The 17,552-nt window shown below is 55.1% G+C and carries 13 protein-coding genes and 1 tRNA gene; 2 read left to right on the top strand and 12 right to left on the bottom strand.

Annotated elements, in window-relative coordinates; translation table 11 throughout:
* The first annotated feature begins 442 nt into the window (after nucleotides 1-442).
* Together H8K27_RS14415 and H8K27_RS14410 are read left to right on the top strand one after the other, a co-directional pair.
* Nucleotides 443-1,693 carry an aspartate kinase gene (locus H8K27_RS14415; RefSeq protein WP_186863881.1) on the top strand — a complete coding sequence of 417 codons (1,251 nt, stop codon included), beginning with the start codon at nucleotides 443-445 and terminating at the stop codon, nucleotides 1,691-1,693.
* A 126-nt stretch (nucleotides 1,694-1,819) separates the two neighbouring features.
* Nucleotides 1,820-1,911 (top strand) — tRNA-Ser (locus H8K27_RS14410).
* Nucleotides 1,912-2,206: 295 nt separating this feature from the next.
* Here the strand turns inward: H8K27_RS14410 and H8K27_RS14405 are convergent.
* The 12 genes from H8K27_RS14405 to nirB form a co-directional block, all read right to left on the bottom strand.
* Entirely contained in the window at nucleotides 2,207-2,482 is a 276-nt protein-coding gene (locus tag H8K27_RS14405; protein ID WP_186863880.1) for a hypothetical protein, read from the bottom strand.
* A gap of 650 nt (nucleotides 2,483-3,132) precedes the next feature.
* Nucleotides 3,133-3,975, bottom strand: a complete 843-nt coding sequence (locus H8K27_RS14400; protein WP_186863879.1) for a hypothetical protein — start codon at nucleotides 3,973-3,975, stop codon at nucleotides 3,133-3,135.
* A 46-nt stretch (nucleotides 3,976-4,021) separates the two neighbouring features.
* Nucleotides 4,022-4,708, bottom strand: a complete 687-nt coding sequence (locus tag H8K27_RS14395) for a hypothetical protein (protein WP_186863878.1) — start codon at nucleotides 4,706-4,708, stop codon at nucleotides 4,022-4,024.
* Nucleotides 4,709-4,774: 66 nt separating this feature from the next.
* Nucleotides 4,775-5,179, bottom strand: a complete 405-nt coding sequence (locus H8K27_RS14390) for a hypothetical protein (RefSeq protein WP_186863877.1) — start codon at nucleotides 5,177-5,179, stop codon at nucleotides 4,775-4,777.
* Nucleotides 5,180-5,389: 210 nt separating this feature from the next.
* Nucleotides 5,390-7,789 carry a phage/plasmid primase, P4 family gene (locus tag H8K27_RS14385; protein WP_186863876.1) on the bottom strand — a complete coding sequence of 800 codons (2,400 nt, stop codon included), beginning with the start codon at nucleotides 7,787-7,789 and terminating at the stop codon, nucleotides 5,390-5,392.
* A 2-nt stretch (nucleotides 7,790-7,791) separates the two neighbouring features.
* The gene (locus H8K27_RS14380; RefSeq protein WP_186863875.1) at nucleotides 7,792-8,031 is read right to left on the bottom strand and encodes a helix-turn-helix transcriptional regulator; all 240 of its coding nucleotides are present in this window, start codon (nucleotides 8,029-8,031) and stop codon (nucleotides 7,792-7,794) included.
* Nucleotides 8,032-8,159: 128 nt separating this feature from the next.
* Entirely contained in the window at nucleotides 8,160-8,807 is a 648-nt protein-coding gene (locus H8K27_RS14375) for a hypothetical protein (RefSeq protein ID WP_186863874.1), read from the bottom strand.
* Complete coding sequence (locus tag H8K27_RS14370) at nucleotides 8,804-10,069, bottom strand: tyrosine-type recombinase/integrase (protein WP_186863873.1); 1,266 nt, start codon at nucleotides 10,067-10,069, stop codon at nucleotides 8,804-8,806. The genes H8K27_RS14375 and H8K27_RS14370 overlap by 4 nt, the downstream gene beginning before the upstream one ends.
* 514 nt (nucleotides 10,070-10,583) lie before the next feature.
* The gene (locus H8K27_RS14365) at nucleotides 10,584-13,325 is read right to left on the bottom strand and encodes a nitrate reductase (RefSeq protein ID WP_186863872.1); all 2,742 of its coding nucleotides are present in this window, start codon (nucleotides 13,323-13,325) and stop codon (nucleotides 10,584-10,586) included.
* A gap of 13 nt (nucleotides 13,326-13,338) precedes the next feature.
* Entirely contained in the window at nucleotides 13,339-14,577 is a 1,239-nt protein-coding gene (locus H8K27_RS14360) for an NAD(P)/FAD-dependent oxidoreductase (protein ID WP_230419360.1), read from the bottom strand.
* Nucleotides 14,574-14,921, bottom strand: coding sequence for a nitrite reductase small subunit NirD (gene nirD / locus H8K27_RS14355; RefSeq protein WP_186863870.1), 348 nt, complete (start codon nucleotides 14,919-14,921; stop codon nucleotides 14,574-14,576). Before nirD ends, H8K27_RS14360 begins: the two co-directional genes overlap by 4 nt.
* A 62-nt stretch (nucleotides 14,922-14,983) precedes the next feature.
* On the bottom strand, nucleotides 14,984-17,551 hold the full coding sequence (nirB, locus tag H8K27_RS14350) for a nitrite reductase large subunit NirB (protein WP_186863869.1): 2,568 nt from the start codon (nucleotides 17,549-17,551) through the stop codon (nucleotides 14,984-14,986).
* Nucleotide 17,552 lies beyond the last annotated feature (1 nt).

The following is a 17,552-nucleotide window of genomic DNA, read 5'->3' as shown; positions in this document are numbered from 1 at the left end:
CCGGGCTGACAAGAATAAATGCAACATTTAACATTAATTATTTATATCAATAGTTGAAAAAGTAATGAAGCTTTGTTGCTGCGCGATAAAGCCATGAAATGTTTTCAGGAGACATTTCTGCAAACATACTAGGGGGGAGTATCTGTAGCTCCCCTTATTCTTTGCCGGGAACCGGCGCATATTCGCACATACTCCCTCTTATCAGGCAATATGCCGGCATCCGGCACCACATAGTCACCACCACCGGCCTGTCAGGAAAACAGAAGATTCATCAGTTTTTTGATGATTTTTTCTCTGAAACTGTAGAAAATTTGCCTGAAATCTTCCGTTTTCCACGAATTCTTCTGACCGGCGGGGGATGTGCGCCTTGTTATTTTGCGGAGCAGCATGTACAGTAAGAGGTTGATTTACTTCATTTTTCACCCTTAGCTTCTTAATATCTATGGCTTTAATCGTCCACAAATACGGCGGAACTTCGATGGGCTCGACCGAGCGTATCAAGAATGTCGCCAAGCGCGTCGCCAAATGGCATGATGCCGGTCACCAGATAGTCGTGGTGCCATCGGCCATGTCTGGCGAAACAAATCGTCTTATCGGCCTCGCCAAAGAAATTATGGCGCAGCCCGATCCGCGTGAACTCGACATGATTGCCTCCACCGGCGAACAGGTGTCGGTCGGCTTGCTGTCCATGGCATTGCAGGCGATCGGCAAGCAGGCTGTTTCCTATGCCGGCTGGCAGGTGGCGATCAAAACTGACTCCGCCCATACCAAGGCCCGTATTGCATCGATTGATGATGCCAAGGTCAAAGCCGACCTCGACGCCGGTAAAATCGTCATCATCACCGGTTTTCAGGGCGTGGATGAAAAGGGCGACATCACCACACTGGGACGCGGCGGTTCCGATACCTCCGCCGTGGCAGTTGCCGCAGCGCTGAAAGCGCAGGAATGCCTGATCTACACTGACGTTGACGGCGTCTACACCACCGATCCGCGCGTGGTATCCGATGCCCGCCGCCTGAATACGGTGACATTTGAAGAAATGCTGGAAATGGCATCGCTCGGCTCCAAAGTGCTGCAAATCCGCTCCGTCGAATTTGCCGGCAACTACCGTATGCCAACCCGCGTTCTGTCATCCCTGACCGACCCGTTAATGCCGCTGGAAGAAGAAGCCAACTCCGGCACCCTGATTTCGTTTGAGGAAGATACCAATATGGAACAAGCTACCATCACAGGCATCGCGTTTAACCGTGATGAAGCAAAAATCACCGTCCTGGGCGTGCCGGACAAGCCAGGCGTGGCCTATCAGATTCTCGGTCCGGTCGCTGACGCCAATATCGAAGTCGACATGATCATCCAGAATCAGTCCGTCGAAGGCAAGACTGACTTCACCTTCACCGTACCGCGCGTGGAATACCAGAAAGCCATGGAAGTGCTCGAAGGCAGCGTCAAAGCCCACATCGGCGCCACCAGCATCCTGGGCGACTCCAAAGTCTCCAAAGTTTCCGTTGTAGGCGTCGGCATGCGCAGCCACGTTGGCATCGCATCCCAGATGTTTCGCACCCTGTCGGAAGAGGGCATCAACATCCAGATGATCTCCACCTCGGAAATCAAGATTTCTGTCCTGATCGACGAAAAATACATGGAACTGGCCGTACGCGCTCTGCACAAAGCATTCGGCCTCGAATCAGCCTGATCGCCGCTGGTCACTGCTTGAAAAAATACCGCTTTTGTCCGCCGCAATAGTTGACCAAAAGCAGTTGAGCAGATATGATCTTGGTCTCGATTAAGGCTGGGTTGCAAAATCCAGCCTTAATAGTGTGGAGACGTGGCCGAGTGGCCGAAGGCACTTCCCTGCTAAGGAAGCATCTGGGGTAACCTGGATCGTGAGTTCGAATCTCACCGTCTCCGCCAAATACATCTGTAAGTCGTTGATTTTTAGGGGTTTTTAAAAAATCAATTTGATTTACCCCCAAAAATACCCCACAGCTAAACGGCCTTGGGGTATTTTTCTTTGCGCTTGCCCGGCTATCAGCGCTTAACCGCCCATTTGCCCCACATGCGTTTCCATTCAGCAATTGCTTCATGAGTGTTTATGTGCAGATTTGTGCCTTCCCACGCATACCCCCCGTCGCGCAGATCAAACATTTCCCGGTGCAAGCGAATTTCGTCTGTGTGAGGGCTATCCATTCCGATAGCGGCTTTTATTTCAGCGTCGAGGGCTATCCATTCCGATAGCGGCTTTTATTTCAGCGTCGAGGGCTTCTGCATGGGTAAGGTCATCGAGGGCTTCTGTCCGGCTTTCCGGCGTCACATCGAGCATACAGAATGTAACTATGCTGTCGGTCGATAACATAACGGCGTTTTCCAGCATTTTCAGGGTGGGCAGCCCCGCATCGAGCGAGGTGACAATGTCGATCAGCCCAGCAGTCATTACGGACGATGGATAGAGGGATGTGGATACGGTAGAATTGAGGTTACTCATTTGATGTTCCTAAGTAGCTGAGAATGATAGGCAAGCCCAGAGACTCGAACCTCTGGGCTTGCTGCTTTTTGCATTGAAAAATGCAGGTGTATTATACCATACAACTACCCGCAAAGCTAATATCCATGCGGGTTTCCGTCTTTTTTGTCGTGCAGAATTGCGACGTATTTTCGGGGTCTGGATTGCCGCGCAATGGCGGATTATTGGTCGTGTGACCTAGCCGATTGGACTTGGCCGGGGGAGGGGGTATCGGACACAGAAATAACTGAGCCACCCTGCTTGCTTAGGTAGCCCAGTATATCGCCGCTCGATTTTTCAAACGAGGTGTAAGGGTATAAACAGATGAGTTATCTGACGCAGCTAAATGAGTAAGACGTGAGGGCGACACGACCAGCGAACTCTGCATGAAGCCCCTGCTTCTGGCATTCTGTCTCAGCGACGCGAAGCATTTCATCCATCTTATCCAGCGGCCCGCCTACGATAATGCTTCTGGTGCCGGAGCTAACCAGCTCCACACTGGCACACCCAGCAAGCCCAGCTACCAAAGCCAACATAAAAACGACGCTTGCTTTTCTCATATCAACCCTCCTGTGTAAAAAACACATCATATCAAAGTTTATCGAAATGTAACAACATGTATGTATGCTACTTTACTCCCCCGGCTTCTTCATACGGCTGATACCCCAAGCCTGCAAGCCCATCCCCATCAGCGAACCCAGACCAGCACCGAAGCTGTTTTGTGCGTCGTAGTTGGCAGAGGCCATGCGCTGATTAAAGATATTGCCGTACCCGGCTGAGACGTTGCCGTACATACCGCCTGCTGCACCCATGCCGTTGCTAAACGCCTGCTGCATGTTCAGGCCGTTACTGAATGAACTGTTACCGCCAGCAATCGCTGCGTTGCCCATGTTCATGCCGGACGCAGACTGGTTCATGCTGGTGGCGGGCATTCCGTTGACCACGTTCGATGCCTGCTGACGCAGGCCGATACCCTGCATACGGCGGTTTTCCGCCATGTTGTTGCCCGCCGAGACGCGGGATAACGCCTGATTCGCGTCCATGTCGCCCTGCGCGGCTGCGAAGCGTCCGCTGTTCGGGTTGATACCCATGCGGGTCATGTTGCGGTCAGTAGCGGCACGCTGATCGCTGAAAGCCTGTTCCACATCGGCAGATGCCTGGGCGCGGACTTTGTTGAGGTTGTCTTCCGAGTCGTAGTTGTTGGCGTCGGACAGCATCTTGTTAATCATCGGACGACCGTTGTCCATGTAGAACTGATAGCTCTCGTCCGCACGGGTTTCCATCTTCTGCTGGTTGCGCAGATACTGCTCGAATAAGGGCTTCTGCTGCTCGTCAAGGCGGTTTAACCGTTCCTGATTCCACTTGTCGGAATCAATGGTGTGGTTCGCCATTTTGTCGGCAATGTCCGTCTGCTTCAGCAGGGCGTCGATCTGACGCGGGTCGGTCTGGGGGGCGGCAGGGGCGTCACAGCACATATAAAGTTCCTTTCTGTACGGGTCAATTGTCTGGTGTCTGCTTACTTTACGCGGTCAGTGCGTCAGCAGTCGTGCCAAGCAGTTCTGCCAGCAGTCCGGGCAGCGCGTCCGGGGTGAGGCTCTGCATCCTGTCGTCCGCTGTTACCGCAGCTACAGCAGCCCGATAGACACTCTCTGCGGTGCCATCCAGTGCGCCTGCGGCCTCCAGCGCTTTGAGTGCGTTGTAATTGATGATCTGCTGAAGGTGTAATCCGACGATCATAGAACGGCTTTCATTCGCTGCTGCGTCCTGCTGCACGAATGGGTGCTGCTGTGCCGGGTTGGGCATGGTCGTGCTGACCAGCAGCGAGGTGATGACACGACCATCAGGCAGGTATCGTACAGCCGTATTCCTGCCGCGTTCATAGTCAACGGTCACCAGCAGGTCTGCTTCTTCTTTGGCGGTCTTCAGGCGCAGCGCAGCAAGCCGGTGCAGGGTGGCTATCTCAGTGCGGCTTAGTATCTGAGGTGGGGTCTGCTGCGCCAGTTCGATGCGTAGTGCAGCGATGGCGCAGGCTTCGAGCATGGCGCAGACGGTGATGCTGCGCTTGATGTGTTCCGTATCTGGCTGCGCTGTGTGCGACGGGAGGGCATTGAAGTGCAGCAGGTTTTCTTGTATTTCCTGTTCAATGTCGAACTCATCTGCGGGGCAGAGGTCGTACAGTTCATTTTGATAGGGCAGGTCTGTGTACATGGTTTTGCTCCTGTATTGGGTTGTGTCAGGTGTGGTGCTGGCGCTGTGTGGTTGGTTTGTGTACGACTACCATGATTTAGCGTAACCACGTGGCCTACGGGGCACTGATTCCGGCGCGTCAGGGGGAAACCAGAGGGATATATGTCCGATGGATTCTCCGCGCCAGATTCTCACTCGTACATATCCCATCTGGCGGAGTGCGATACCGATCTGTGGCGCAGCAGCCTTCCCACGGAATTTGCCGGACAAATTTTCTCGGGCTATTTCCATCGTCAGCCCGGCGTACCTGACCGACTCTGGCAGACTATCGAGCCATTTTTTCAGACGGGCGGGTAGTGGGGTATTCCGTTCCCGCCATGCCGCCGCCTCACGCTTTGCTTTCTCGTCCTGTGCGATGCGTACGGCCTTTGCTTTTTGGTCAGCCAGAATACGGCGTTCCGCGAGGTTAGAGGTGCGATTTTGAAATAGCATTTTTTTCATCCCCGTAAAAAATATTGCCAAAAGGTTACTTAAATAATATTTTTATATGTATTGTTTGAAATAAAAAATATCTTTAACGCAATAAAAGACTGGTTTTGTGGTGACTGTGGTGACTTAGGGGGTATTTCCAAACTTTTTCCTATGTCTTTCTCGGGAGGAAAGTTTATAAAAAAGGGTTCAAGTCACCACAGTCACCACACTTTATAGATTTGATTGCTTAAAAGTTAAGCCGATATACAGCGTCCCAGCCCGGTCTTTTACTTTTTTGTACCCTCGATCAGAAAGCTTTTGTGCAAAGCGCATGGCACTAATAAGCCCGTGTCCGTTTTCCCTGCACCAATTCTGATAACTTGTGTATGCAGCATTCGCACGCATCAGTCCTGTAGGGGTCACGTCGCACACTTCATCAATCCAATGCTGAAGGGTATCCATATCGCTGCGGTAGGCGTTCACCTGCTGCGTGATGATTTTTGGCGGGTTCAGTCCATGCTTTTGCCAGATCAGACAGCCTTCCACCATCCAGCGCAGTATCCCCTCGTACTCAGCCCGCAACTTATCCAGAAGATGCTCGTCACGTTCATCGCCTGTGAAGGTGTGCTCGAACGGTATCAGGACGGTGCGCCGCCAGATGCCATGATCATCACCCCGGATGATTGGTTTGTGATTTCCTGCCATCCAGAGCTTGAACTGAGGTGTGTATGTGAACGGCGCACCATATAAAGTGCGGGCTGTGATGGCATCACCACCAGTGACCGATTTCACAAGGGATTCAGATAGGCGCGAGCCTTCGCTGATCTCGTTTGCAAATACTGCACGGCAGCCGACTAATCCTGCGATTTCCGGCGTTGCTCCACCTGTGGGCTTACTCATTAATACTTCTGGCTGCACCTGACTGGCATAGACCCCCAGCACCTCGAACATCACCCGTAGCAGCACAGACTTTCCGTTTGCACCTTTTCCGTATAGGAAGAAATACACCTGCTCCGAATTCATGCCCGTCAGCGTGTACCCGATTGCTCGTTGCACGTAATCCGCAAGGTCACAATCACCGCAAAATATGCTGTCTATGAAAGCGCCCCACGTTGGACACGTCGCTGTTTCGTTGTATGGAATGTCGATAATTTTTGTAACAAGGTCTGTGCGTTTAGCTTCGCGCAGCTTTCCGGTGCTTAGGTCGATCACACCATTTTTTACGCCTATCAGCATCAGGTCACCATCGAGCGCTGGCGCGCTTACCGATACGCCTATGAAAGATTTATACAGTGATATGGCTGCGCTAATATTCGCCTCGTTCAGACTGCGGGCTGCATGGGTGTAAAGCAGCTTCATTTCATCAACTGCACCAGCACGCCGCGCTTCTTTGTGTATATCGTGCATGACGGACATAGCAAAGCGGGTTACACCCCCGTCGGTATCGCGTTGCCAGTGCCCACCGTCCCAGATGTACCAGACCTTTGTACTAGCGCAGTACATTAATTTGCCGTCAGCCGCACGTGATATACGGGCTGCGTTGCCTGCGTCGTTGAGAGTTTCACGCACTGAATGCGCTGCGCTCACAGAAGGCGATGCGACAGAATCACTACCAGACCCCGTACAAATTCCCGTACGCTGCGATTGCCCCACTGTTGGTACGTTACCAGCGTCAGCCACGGGCAAATCCCTCCAGCCACTTGCAAACGCTTTTGCGTATAACGTTCCCCCGCTGACGGTTGCACCAAACCCACCGGATGCACCTTTATCGCTGCTCCATGCATTGTCGAGCGAGCCTTCAATATAGCCTTGGTGAGATTCGCACCATGACAACACATCGCTATACGCCACACCCTCTGCTTTCGCTGCCCACACCACGCCCAGCCATGTGCGCCGGTCGTAACCGCTGGGGTCTATCGCTTGCAAGGCACTCAGCGCCCGCACTGGGTCTGGTTCTCTCTCGTCGAGCACATCACCATTGATGCCGGTGGGCTTCACCGCGCCCGCTGCTGACCTACTATTTGTAACGCTTGCAAGCATGGATTTACCGGCTGCGATCAACGGCACGGGGTCTAAAAGCGCACCATTTTTAACTATGCTGAAGGCATTCGCTACGCTTTCAGGCGGGCAGCTATGGACGTAGTACAGCCGTGCGGGGTCTCCTGTCGCACGGTCGTTATGCCCGCCGCTATACTTAGCATCTGCGGCAGTTCTAAAGGCAGCCCAGTCGGCTGTAGGCACGGGCACAGACAGAAACACCACAACCCTGTATTTCGGCTTTTCCGGTGTGTGGCTATGGGTTGAAATAAATACGCAGGATAACCCCGCCAATCGCTCCTGCATCTCAGCAAGCGGTGTACCGTCGTCCACGTCCACGACATAGGCCGTCACGCACTCAACGTTGCGACTTGCTCGGGTCGTGCCTTCTGCCAGCCTGTGGAATCCCCAAGCGTAAGTATCTTTTTGAATTTGGATGCTGAGCTTCAGTAATCGCGGTATTAGCTGTTCAATAGGAAGCGCCGACGATACTACGGGCTGTGTGGTTTTACTATTCTTGTATAATGTGATGTGGCACAGCACAGCATCTGAGTCCGCTATGTCCGGACTGATTTCGCGTGTCAGTTCGGGCATGATTACCTCACCGCATCAGATGCAGCTTCCTTACTGCGGGCAGCTACCCACGCATCAACCTGCGCTGAGTTATACCGCACAATGCGCTGTCCTAGCTGCGCGGGTTTCGGAAAGCCTTCTGCGTGGATAAGATAATGCAACGTAGAAGGCGCGATTGATAACCGCTGCGTGAGGTCTTTCGCTGACTCCCATTTGATCGGGGCATAAATCTCAGGTGCGGCTGCTTCTACTGTAGTGTCCATAGTTACTCCAATGAAAACCAGCTAAACGCTGCTGGGTTGGCGTCACTATGAAGGTCATACCCCCGTCATTTTGCGAGTTGCATTCTATCCCTGACTTTTTATGGAATCTGCTGGATAGCGCACCTGTTTTACCGGCGCTGCATGTCGTCCACCACGGCATTAAAAAGCGCTCCGGCAGTCTCCAGTCTGTGCCGCGCAGCCTGTTGTATTCGCCCCCGTGTGCCTTTATCGGCTGAGGCAATACGCTCCTCTGATCTGCCCACTGTTTGCAGCACCCCGTCAGCGTTGAGCGCGGCAATAAATGCCGGATACTGTAGATGCGCAGGCAGTACCGTGCTGACCGGCAGCGCCAGTCCGCCCCTGTCGAACTCAATGAAGCACCGCACCATGCGGGTCAACGCTTCAATATCTGTCCTGCTGCCTTTGCCGCTTTCTGTAAAGTGTTCCCCGATCTTGCGTAACAGGGTTTCTTCAATACCCCCTTCATCGTACACAAAGACCGCCGTGCGCCGTGGCGCTGCCTGTCTGCCAGCAGTGTAGGGGGTGTCGTATGCGTGGGAATCAGCCAGTGATTTAACCGCTGCCACTGCCTGCTGCAACCCTTGCAGGGCGTCGCTGGCGCTGCTGATTTTTTCCTGCGCTGTCCGGGCTGCGTCAGCGCGGCTGCACATCGCCCCACGTGGTTTTTCAGGGAACCGTGACAGTAACTCGGTCAGGGTATCCGCCAGCGCCGCCTGCTGATCTATCCGCGCCTGTCGTGTCATGGTCGCACTCATGCTGCCGCGCCTGCTGCCTGTCCCTCTGTCGCTCTGGCGATGGCTACCACGGCTGCTGGCGCTTTCTCGCAGTAATCCGCCCACGCCTGCATCAGTATCTGCCGCTTCAGCAGCAAGTCACCGCGCCGGTAAGCAGCTTCTACTTTATTGCCGATGGTATGCGCCAGCGCCATTTCAGCAACTGTGTGCGGTGTGTCTGTGCATTCCTCTACCCAATCCCTGAATGTCGAACGGAAGCCGTGCGGAACGACTGGCACCCCCATACGGCGGCATACAGCGGTCATAGCCATGTTGCTTAACATTTTCGTTTCGCCGCGTTCCCTGCGGTTATGAAACACAAAATCCGCGTCACTGGTGCGCAGCGCCAGCATGTCATTCAATATCCGCATGGCGCTGTCGGACAATGGTACGCGGTGTTCCCTGCCTGCCTTCATCCGTCCGGCTGGTATCGTCCATAATTTATTGTCCAGGTCAAACTCTCTCCACGTCGCACCGAATATTTCACCGCTACGGGCTGCGGTAAGGATGGCGAATTGCAGGGCTACTGCGGCTATCCCTGTCTGCTGGCGCAGGTCGCGCAGGAATGCGGCTACCTCTGAATAGGGCAGGGCTGGCATGTTACGGCTGCTGGAACTCTGCACTTTCGCAGGGGCTGCAAAGACCTTATCCAGATTGTCACCCCAGACTGCCGGGTTATCGCCGCTACGCAGTCCGAGTGTTTTGGCATACCCTAGCACCGCTTCAATGCGCCCCCGCAGTCTGCTGGCGGTTTCGTTCTTTACTGTCCAGATCGGCCTCAGCACGTCGCACACATCCGCCAGCGTCACTGCGCTGACTGGCTTGTCCCCGATGATCGGGAATGCGTAAGTTCGCAGGCTGGTTATCCATTGCGCAGCATGTTTCTCATTTTTAAATTCAATACTTTTAGAAGCAAAGTATTGGCCGGATACGGTGCTGAATGTGTGCGACAGGTTCACCTTGTACGCGCCCCGCTGCGCTTGCCGGTCTGCAATCGGGTCTATCCCTTCGCTCAGCAGTTTGCGGTAGTGTTGCGCTTTATCCCGCGCCTCCGCCAGCGTCACTGCGCTGACGCCGCCTATGCCCATTTCCCGCCCTTTGCCCTGATACCGGAACCGGAATATCCATGACTTCGCGCCATTGGCGGAAACCTGTAAATATAGTCCGTCCCCGTCGCTGTGGTATCCGGGTCGGATTTCGTTTTTAACGCTTAATGCCGAAAGTTTTTTGGTGGCACGTGCCATGATATGCGTTCTCCGTCGAACTCAAACACCTAAAATCTACCCACACATTTACCCACATGTAGGCGTTGGATAGCTATGATTTTAGTTGAAATTCACTGGAATCAAATACCGGACAACTTCTTGATTTAAAAGGGGAATTGTGTCTTGCTGAAACTGGCTGGAATACCTAAATATAGACACCGTCTCCGCCAGTAACACGTAAAAAGGGGTTAAACCAAGTAAGGTTTAACCCCTTTTTCTTTGGTAAATCAGACACTTAGACTCATTCTGCGGAAAATGACGTAAGAATATGTAAACGGTAGAAAGTAGGTAAAAAGTAGGTAACTCAAAAATTTACCTACTTTTGCCATGGCGCTGACTGCAAAGCAAATCGAAGCCGCAAAACCCAAGGGTAACTAATCTGTATAAGTAAGTTATAGCATCAAAACTAGTTTCACCTTTTCTTTAAATGCCGGCCAAATCTTTGTTTTTGCACCTTGATTATTTCAGTTTTTTCTTAAGAGTGATTACCGAATCAGCTCTCTGTCGCTTCTGCCATCGTAAGTTCCAGCAGTTTTTTAATTTCAGGGACGCATGAGCCGCAGTTGCCGCCGGCTTTCAGACAGCTTGTGACCTGGGTGACGGAGGTGATGTTTTGCTGGCGGATGATGTCGCAGATGGTGTTGCGGCCGACGCCGAAGCAGGAGCAGATCGTGGGGCCGGTGTCGATGCCTTTTTCTATTGGCTGGCCGATCAGCAGGCCGATGCGGTCGGCTTCTTCCAGCAGGTCTTTGGCAAACAGGCTGGCGAGCCAGGTGCGCGAGGGCAGGTCAGGGCGGGGAGAGAGAAACAGGCAGCTCTCGATGCGGTCGTCGCGTATGTGGACGGCACGATACATACCGGCAGTTTTGTCTTCGTATTCGAGCCAGTCGGCGTCGGGGTCGTGAATGCCGAACAGCTGGCGCGCCCATTGCCCGTGATGGCCGATCTGATTGCGGCCAGCGAGTTCGTAACGCGTCAGTGCACGTCCCTGAATCCGGCTCCAGTGCGCGATTTCACCAAGTGCAAGATCGTGGCGGCTCAGGATGAAACCATGCCAGGAAACCGGAAATTCTTCCACCCGCACCGGGGTATGTTTGAATTCTGGTTCGCCGGAAACCGGATCGACAACCGGATTCACGACTGCGCCGATACGGGCGTCCGATGCGGACTGATTGTTCCAGTGAATCGGCACAAAGATGCTGCCGCGCGGAATGCCGCCGCCATGCTGCACTCGTGCCACCATGGCGCCCCACGGCGAGGAAACCCGTGCCAGGCCGCCTTCGCGCACACCGCACAGCAGCGCATCTTGCGGGTGCATGTCGATGAACGATTCGGAGATGTGGTTGTTCAGCTTTGGCGACTTTCCGCTGCGGGTCATGGTGTGCCACTGATCGCGTACGCGACCAGTATTGAGACTCAGCGGATAGTCCTGATCCGGCATGTTTTTCGGTGTGCGTGGCGCTGTCGGGATGAAGCGTGCCCTGCCATCGGGATGGGCAAAATGATGATCGGTGAACAGCCGTTGCGTGCCCCGGGGTTCGTCATGCGCAGCGGGCATGACTGGCCACTGCACAGGCTGCATGGCGTCGAACCGGGCTTTGCCCATGCCGCACAGCCCGCTCAGATTCAGCAGGCGCGGCTGTTTGCCGGAGTTTGTCGCTGTATTGTCACGGGCTGTCAGTCTGGCATGTTCGTCGAATATCTCGTGCACACTCTGATAGCGGAAGCCGTCAAATCCCATACGTTGCGCGACATCGCACAAAATCTGCCAGTCGGCACGCGCTTCTCCGGGAGGAGGAAGGAAAGGGCGCTGCCGTGAAATGCGGCGTTCGGAATTGGTGACCGTGCCGTCTTTCTCACCCCAGCCGAGCGCGGGCAGCAGCACATGGGCGCAAGCGTTGGTGTCTGTTTTTTCGGTGATGTCGGAGACCACCACCAGTTCGCACTGGGCGAGCGCACGCTGCACCTGATCGGCATCCGGCAGGCTGACTACCGGATTGGTGGCCATGATCCAGACCGCTTTGACTTTGCCTTGCTCGATCGCATGGAACAGATCAACTGCTTTGAGACCTGGCTTGTCGGCGATGCGCGGTGCATTCCAGAATGTCTGCACGGTCTGGCGATGCGCCGGATTATCGAGATCCATGTGTGCTGCCAGCATATTGGCGAGGCCGCCGACTTCCCGGCCACCCATCGCATTCGGCTGGCCGGTGATGGAAAACGGTCCCATGCCGGGACGGCCAATGCGACCGCTGAGGAGATGGCAATTGATAATGCTGTTGACCTTATCGGTACCGGCAGACGATTGATTGACGCCTTGTGAAAAGGCACTCACGACTTTTTCTGTGCTGGCGAACAGTTCGTAAAATGCCAGCAGGTCACGCACATCGACTTTGCAGATTTTGGCGACTGTGAGCGGATCGGCACTGCTGGCGGCGGCAGTGGCCAGTGCCTCGTCCAGCCCGTTTGTATGCGCGGCGACAAATGCCGCATCCGTTTTGCCATGTTGCGACAGATAATGCAGCAGTCCGTTAAACAGCCAGACGTCAGTGCCTGCCCTGACCGGCAGATGCAGATCAGCCAGCTCGCAGGTCGCCGTGCGGCGCGGGTCGATCACCACCAGCTTCATGGCAGGCCGGGTTTCCCTGATTTTGGCGATGCGCTGGAACAGCACAGGATGGCACCACGCGGTGTTGGAGCCGGTCAGCACCACCAGATCGGCAAGCTCCAGGTCTTCGTAGCATACCGGCACCAGATCCGCACCGAAGGCGCGTTTATGTCCGGCGACTGCAGACGACATGCAAAGCCGCGAATTGGTATCGATATTCGCGCTGCCGATGTAGCCTTTCATCAGTTTATTGGCGATGTAATAGTCTTCCGTCAGCAGCTGGCCGGATACATAAAATGCCACTGCATCCGGGCCGTGGCGTTTGATGATGTCGCTGAAACCCTGCGCAACCGTATCAAGTGCCTGATCCCAGCTGGTGCGCCGCAGATTGCCGGTGATGCTATCCCGCATGTGCGGATACAGCAGGCGACCATCCCGCCCGATGGTTTCATCCAGCGCAGAGCCTTTGACGCACAGGCGTCCGGCGTTTGCCGGATGCTGTGTGTCGCCGCTGATATCTGTGGTGCCGTTGGCATGCACGGTGGCACGCACGCCGCAGCCAACACCGCAATAAGGGCAAGTGGTACGCACGCTGTTGGCAGTTTCTGGGATGATGGGAATGTTCATCTTCGGTTCCTGATCAGGCTGCTTCACCGCAGAGCGCCTGTCCAAACAATAGTTGATTGCGCAGGGCTGAAATATCGGTCTGATTCTGGATCAGTCCGAAATACCACGGACCATCTTTCACGTCGCCGTACAACACGGCGCCGATAATCTGGTTATCTTTCAGCACCAGCCGTTTATAAATGCCGCGCCGCGGGTCGCGCATCACCAGGTCTTCGCTGCCTTCGCCGCCGATGAAATTTCCCGCTGAGTAGAGATCGACGCCGGTGACCTTGAGTTTGGTTGCCGTCGCCTGCTGCACGTAACGGCGGTGACCGGCACCGGCCAGATGTGCGCCGCAAACGCGTGCCTGATCCCAGATCGGCGCGACCAGGCCAAAGGTCGCCATCCGGTGCTGCACGCATTCGCCGACTGCATAAATGCGCGGATCATAGGTTTGCAGCGTATCGTCCACCACGATCGCCCGTTCGCAATGCAAGCCGGCTTGTTTGGCCAGTGCGATGTTCGGACGCACGCCTGCCGTCATGACAACCAGGTCCGCCGGAATTTCACTGCCGTCCTGAAAGCGCACCGCCGTGACACGCTCGTTGCCGACGATCTCGCTGGTATTGGCGTCCAACAGGAAACGCATGCCTTTTTGTTCCAGTGCTTTTTTCAGCAGCAGTGCCGCGGCGGCATCCAGTTGTCTTTCCATCAGGCTGCCGCAGACATGCACTACGGTGACCTCCATTCCCTGGCGCAGCAGGCCGTTTGCCGCTTCCAGCCCCAGCAGGCCACCGCCGATCACCACCGCATGACGGTGGCTGCGCGCCGCCTGCAGCATGGTTTCGACGTCCTGAATATCACGAAAGGCAATCACGCCCGGCAACTGATGGCCGGGTACAGGAATGATGAACGGCGTGGAGCCGGTCGCCAGCAGCAGGCGATCATAGGCGACTTCAATACCTGCCCGTGATCGCACCGTGCGCCGGTGGCGGTCGATCGCCACCACGGGGTCGCTGGTGTGCAGCGTGATCCGGTGCTGGCGGTACCACTCGCGCGTATGCAGCATGATATCGTCCATTTTTTTATCGCCAGCCAGTAGCGGCGACAATAAGATGCGGTTGTAATTGCCATGCGGCTCAGCGCCAAAAACGGTGATGTCGTACAGGTCGGGCGCCAGTTTTTGCAGTTCTTCGACCGTGCGCATACCCGCCATGCCGTTGCCGATCACCACCAGAGCGGGCTTTGCTTTGCCGGTTTGTAGGGCTGTCATATGCCGACCCAGACCTGATGGTTGTTGATATGCACCGGATAGGCATGCACGGAATGTTCCGGCGCTTCCAGGCATTCGCCGGTTTGCAAGTCAAAATGATGCTTGTAAATCGGCGAGGCGACCACGATGCGCTCACCCAGACTGCCGACCAGTCCGCGTGAGAGTACGGCAGCTTCCGAATTCGGGTCGTAGTTGTGAATTGCAAATACCCGGTCTTCTCCGTCGTGTATGTGAAAGATCGCAATCTGTTCGCCGTTGATGAGGGCGCAGACACCGGTATTGGGCAGGATATCGCTCAGATTACAGACCGGTATCCATTGGTTCAGTTGACGATCGCTATGCATGATTTTTTCCCGGTTTGATTGAGATATGGGGTCATTGAGTACCTGGGCCGGAGCTGCCATGCTCAGGCGTCCGCTGCCACGGCAGCAATCGCAATCCGCTTTCTTTCCTGCACGGTGGCGGGCCGGATCTGTCCGCGTTCTTCCATGAACACGACATTCTGGTCAGCCTGATCGCTGTTGATGAAATGGCGGAAACGCTGACGTGTTTCGCTGTCGTTCACGGCTTTTTTCCACTCGCACTCGTAAGTGTCAACCACGTGCTGCATTTCCGTTTCCAGTTCTGCCGCCAATACCAGCTTGTCATCAACGATCACCTGTTTCAGGTAATCGAGCCCGCCTTCCAGATTGTCGCGCCAGACGCTGGTGCGCTGCAGGCGGTCGGCGGTGCGGACATAGAACATCAGGAAACGGTCGATATAGCGGATCAGTGTTGTCCGGTCGAGATCGGCAGCGAGTAATTCGGCGTGGCGCGGTTTCATGCCGCCATTGCCGCAGACATACAGGTTCCAACCTTTTTCGGTCGCGATGACGCCGACGTCCTTGCTTTGTGCTTCTGCGCATTCACGGGTGCAGCCAGAGACCGCAAATTTGATTTTGTGCGGAGAACGCAGCCCTTTGTAGCGGTTTTCCAGCGCGATGGCGAGCCCCATGCTGTCATCCACGCCGTAGCGGCACCAGGTCGAGCCGACACAGGATTTCACGGTGCGCAGCGATTTGCCGTAAGCGTGACCGGATTCAAAACCGGCGGCGATCAGCTCTTCCCAGATCAGCGGCAATTGTTCGACCCGCGCACCGAACAGGTCAACCCGCTGGCCGCCGGTGATCTTGGTGTACAGGCCATATTTCTTCGCTACCTGACCAATGGCGATCAGCCCCTCTGCGCTGACTTCACCGCCGGGCATGCGCGGCACCACCGAATAGGTGCCGTCTCTCTGAATGTTGCCGAGATAATAGTCGTTGGTGTCCTGCAGGCTGGCGTGTTCTTTCTTGAGCACAAATTCATTCCAGCACGATGCCAGAATACTCGCCGCCAGCGGTTTGCAGACATCGCAGCCCAGACCTTTACCGTGTTGCGCCAGCAAGGCATCAAAGGTTTTGATCTGACCGACCCGCACCAGATGGTAAAGCTCTTGCCGGGAATAGGGAAAATGCTCGCAGACATGGTTATTTACGGCCATGCCTTGCTTTTTCATTTCGGCTTTCATGATCTGCGTCACCAGCGGCACACAGCCGCCGCAGGCAGTGCCGGCTTTGGTGCAGCTTTTCAGGGCTGCAATATCGGTGGCGCCATCGCAGACGGCAGCGCACAGGTGCGCCTTGGAGACATTGTTGCAGGAGCAGATTTGCGCCGTGTCCGGCAAGGCATCCACGCCGATACCCGGTTTTGCTTTACCGTCCGCCTGCGGCAGAATCAGGAATTCCGGCGCTTCCGGTAATTCGATACGGTTTAACATCATCTGCAGCAGGGTGCCGTATTCACTGGCATCGCCTACCATCACGCCGCCCAGCAGGTATTTGCCGCATTCAGAGACCACGATTTTTTTATAGATCTGTTTGCGCTCATCGGTGAACTGATAAGAGCGGCTGCCTGCCACCTTGCCGTGCGGATCGCCGATGCTGGCAACATCGACGCCCATCAGCTTGAGCTTGGTGCTCATGTCGGCGCCCGTGAATTCAGGAACCACGATGCTGTTGCCGGTATCGCGCTGCGCCAGGATATCCTGTGCTGCGGTACGTGCCATGTCATAGCCCGGTGCGACCAGACCGTAGATTTTACCGTTCCACAGCGCGCATTCACCGATCGCATAAATATCCGGATCGGAACTGCGGCAACGGTTATCAATCACGATGCCGCCGCGTTCGCCGACTTTGAGCCCGCTGTCGCGCGCCAGCTCGTCGCGTGGCCGTATCCCCGCCGAGAACACGATCATGTCGGCGTCAAGATGGCTGCCATCGTCAAAATTCATACGATGCGTGCCGGTCTTGCCATCGACGATTTCGAGTGTGTTTTTCTGTGTATGCGCGGTAACGCCGAGTTCCTCGATTTTCTGGCGCAATATGCGGCCGCCGCTCTCGTCGACCTGCACTGCCATCAGGCGCGGCGCAAATTCAACGACGTGGGTTTCCAGCTGCATGTCACGCAGTGCTTTGGCGCATTCCAGACCGAGCAGGCCGCCGCCGATCACCACACCGCTGCGGGAACGCTTGCCGCATTCCTGCATGGCTTCCAGGTCTTCAATCGTCCGGTAAACGAAACAGTCCTTGCGCTGGTTGCCGGCCAGTGTCGGTACAAACGGATAAGAGCCGGTTGCGATCACCAGCTTGTCGTACGCCAGCGTTTCTGTCGTGCCGTCGAGGTGATAGCTGACGGTTTTTGCTGCGGTATCAACAGACTGCGCCTTGGCATTGAGTTTCAGCCGGAAGTGGCTGCGCTCAAAAAAGCCGGGCGCTACCAGCGATAAATCCTGCGCCGATTTACCGGAAAAAAATTCCGACAAATGGACGCGGTCGTAAGCCGGACGCGGTTCTTCGCACAAGACGGTGACTTCCAGATTGTCTGCCGGACTGTCCGCCAGGCATTCCAGAAATTTATGGCCGACCATGCCATGACCGATAACGATAATTTTCATG

This window comes from Cognatundibacterium griseum (assembly GCF_014284195.1).
Taxonomy (GTDB): Bacteria; Pseudomonadota; Gammaproteobacteria; order Burkholderiales; family Burkholderiaceae_D; genus Undibacterium; species Undibacterium griseum.
This window is presented reverse-complemented; position numbering and strand designations above follow the sequence as displayed.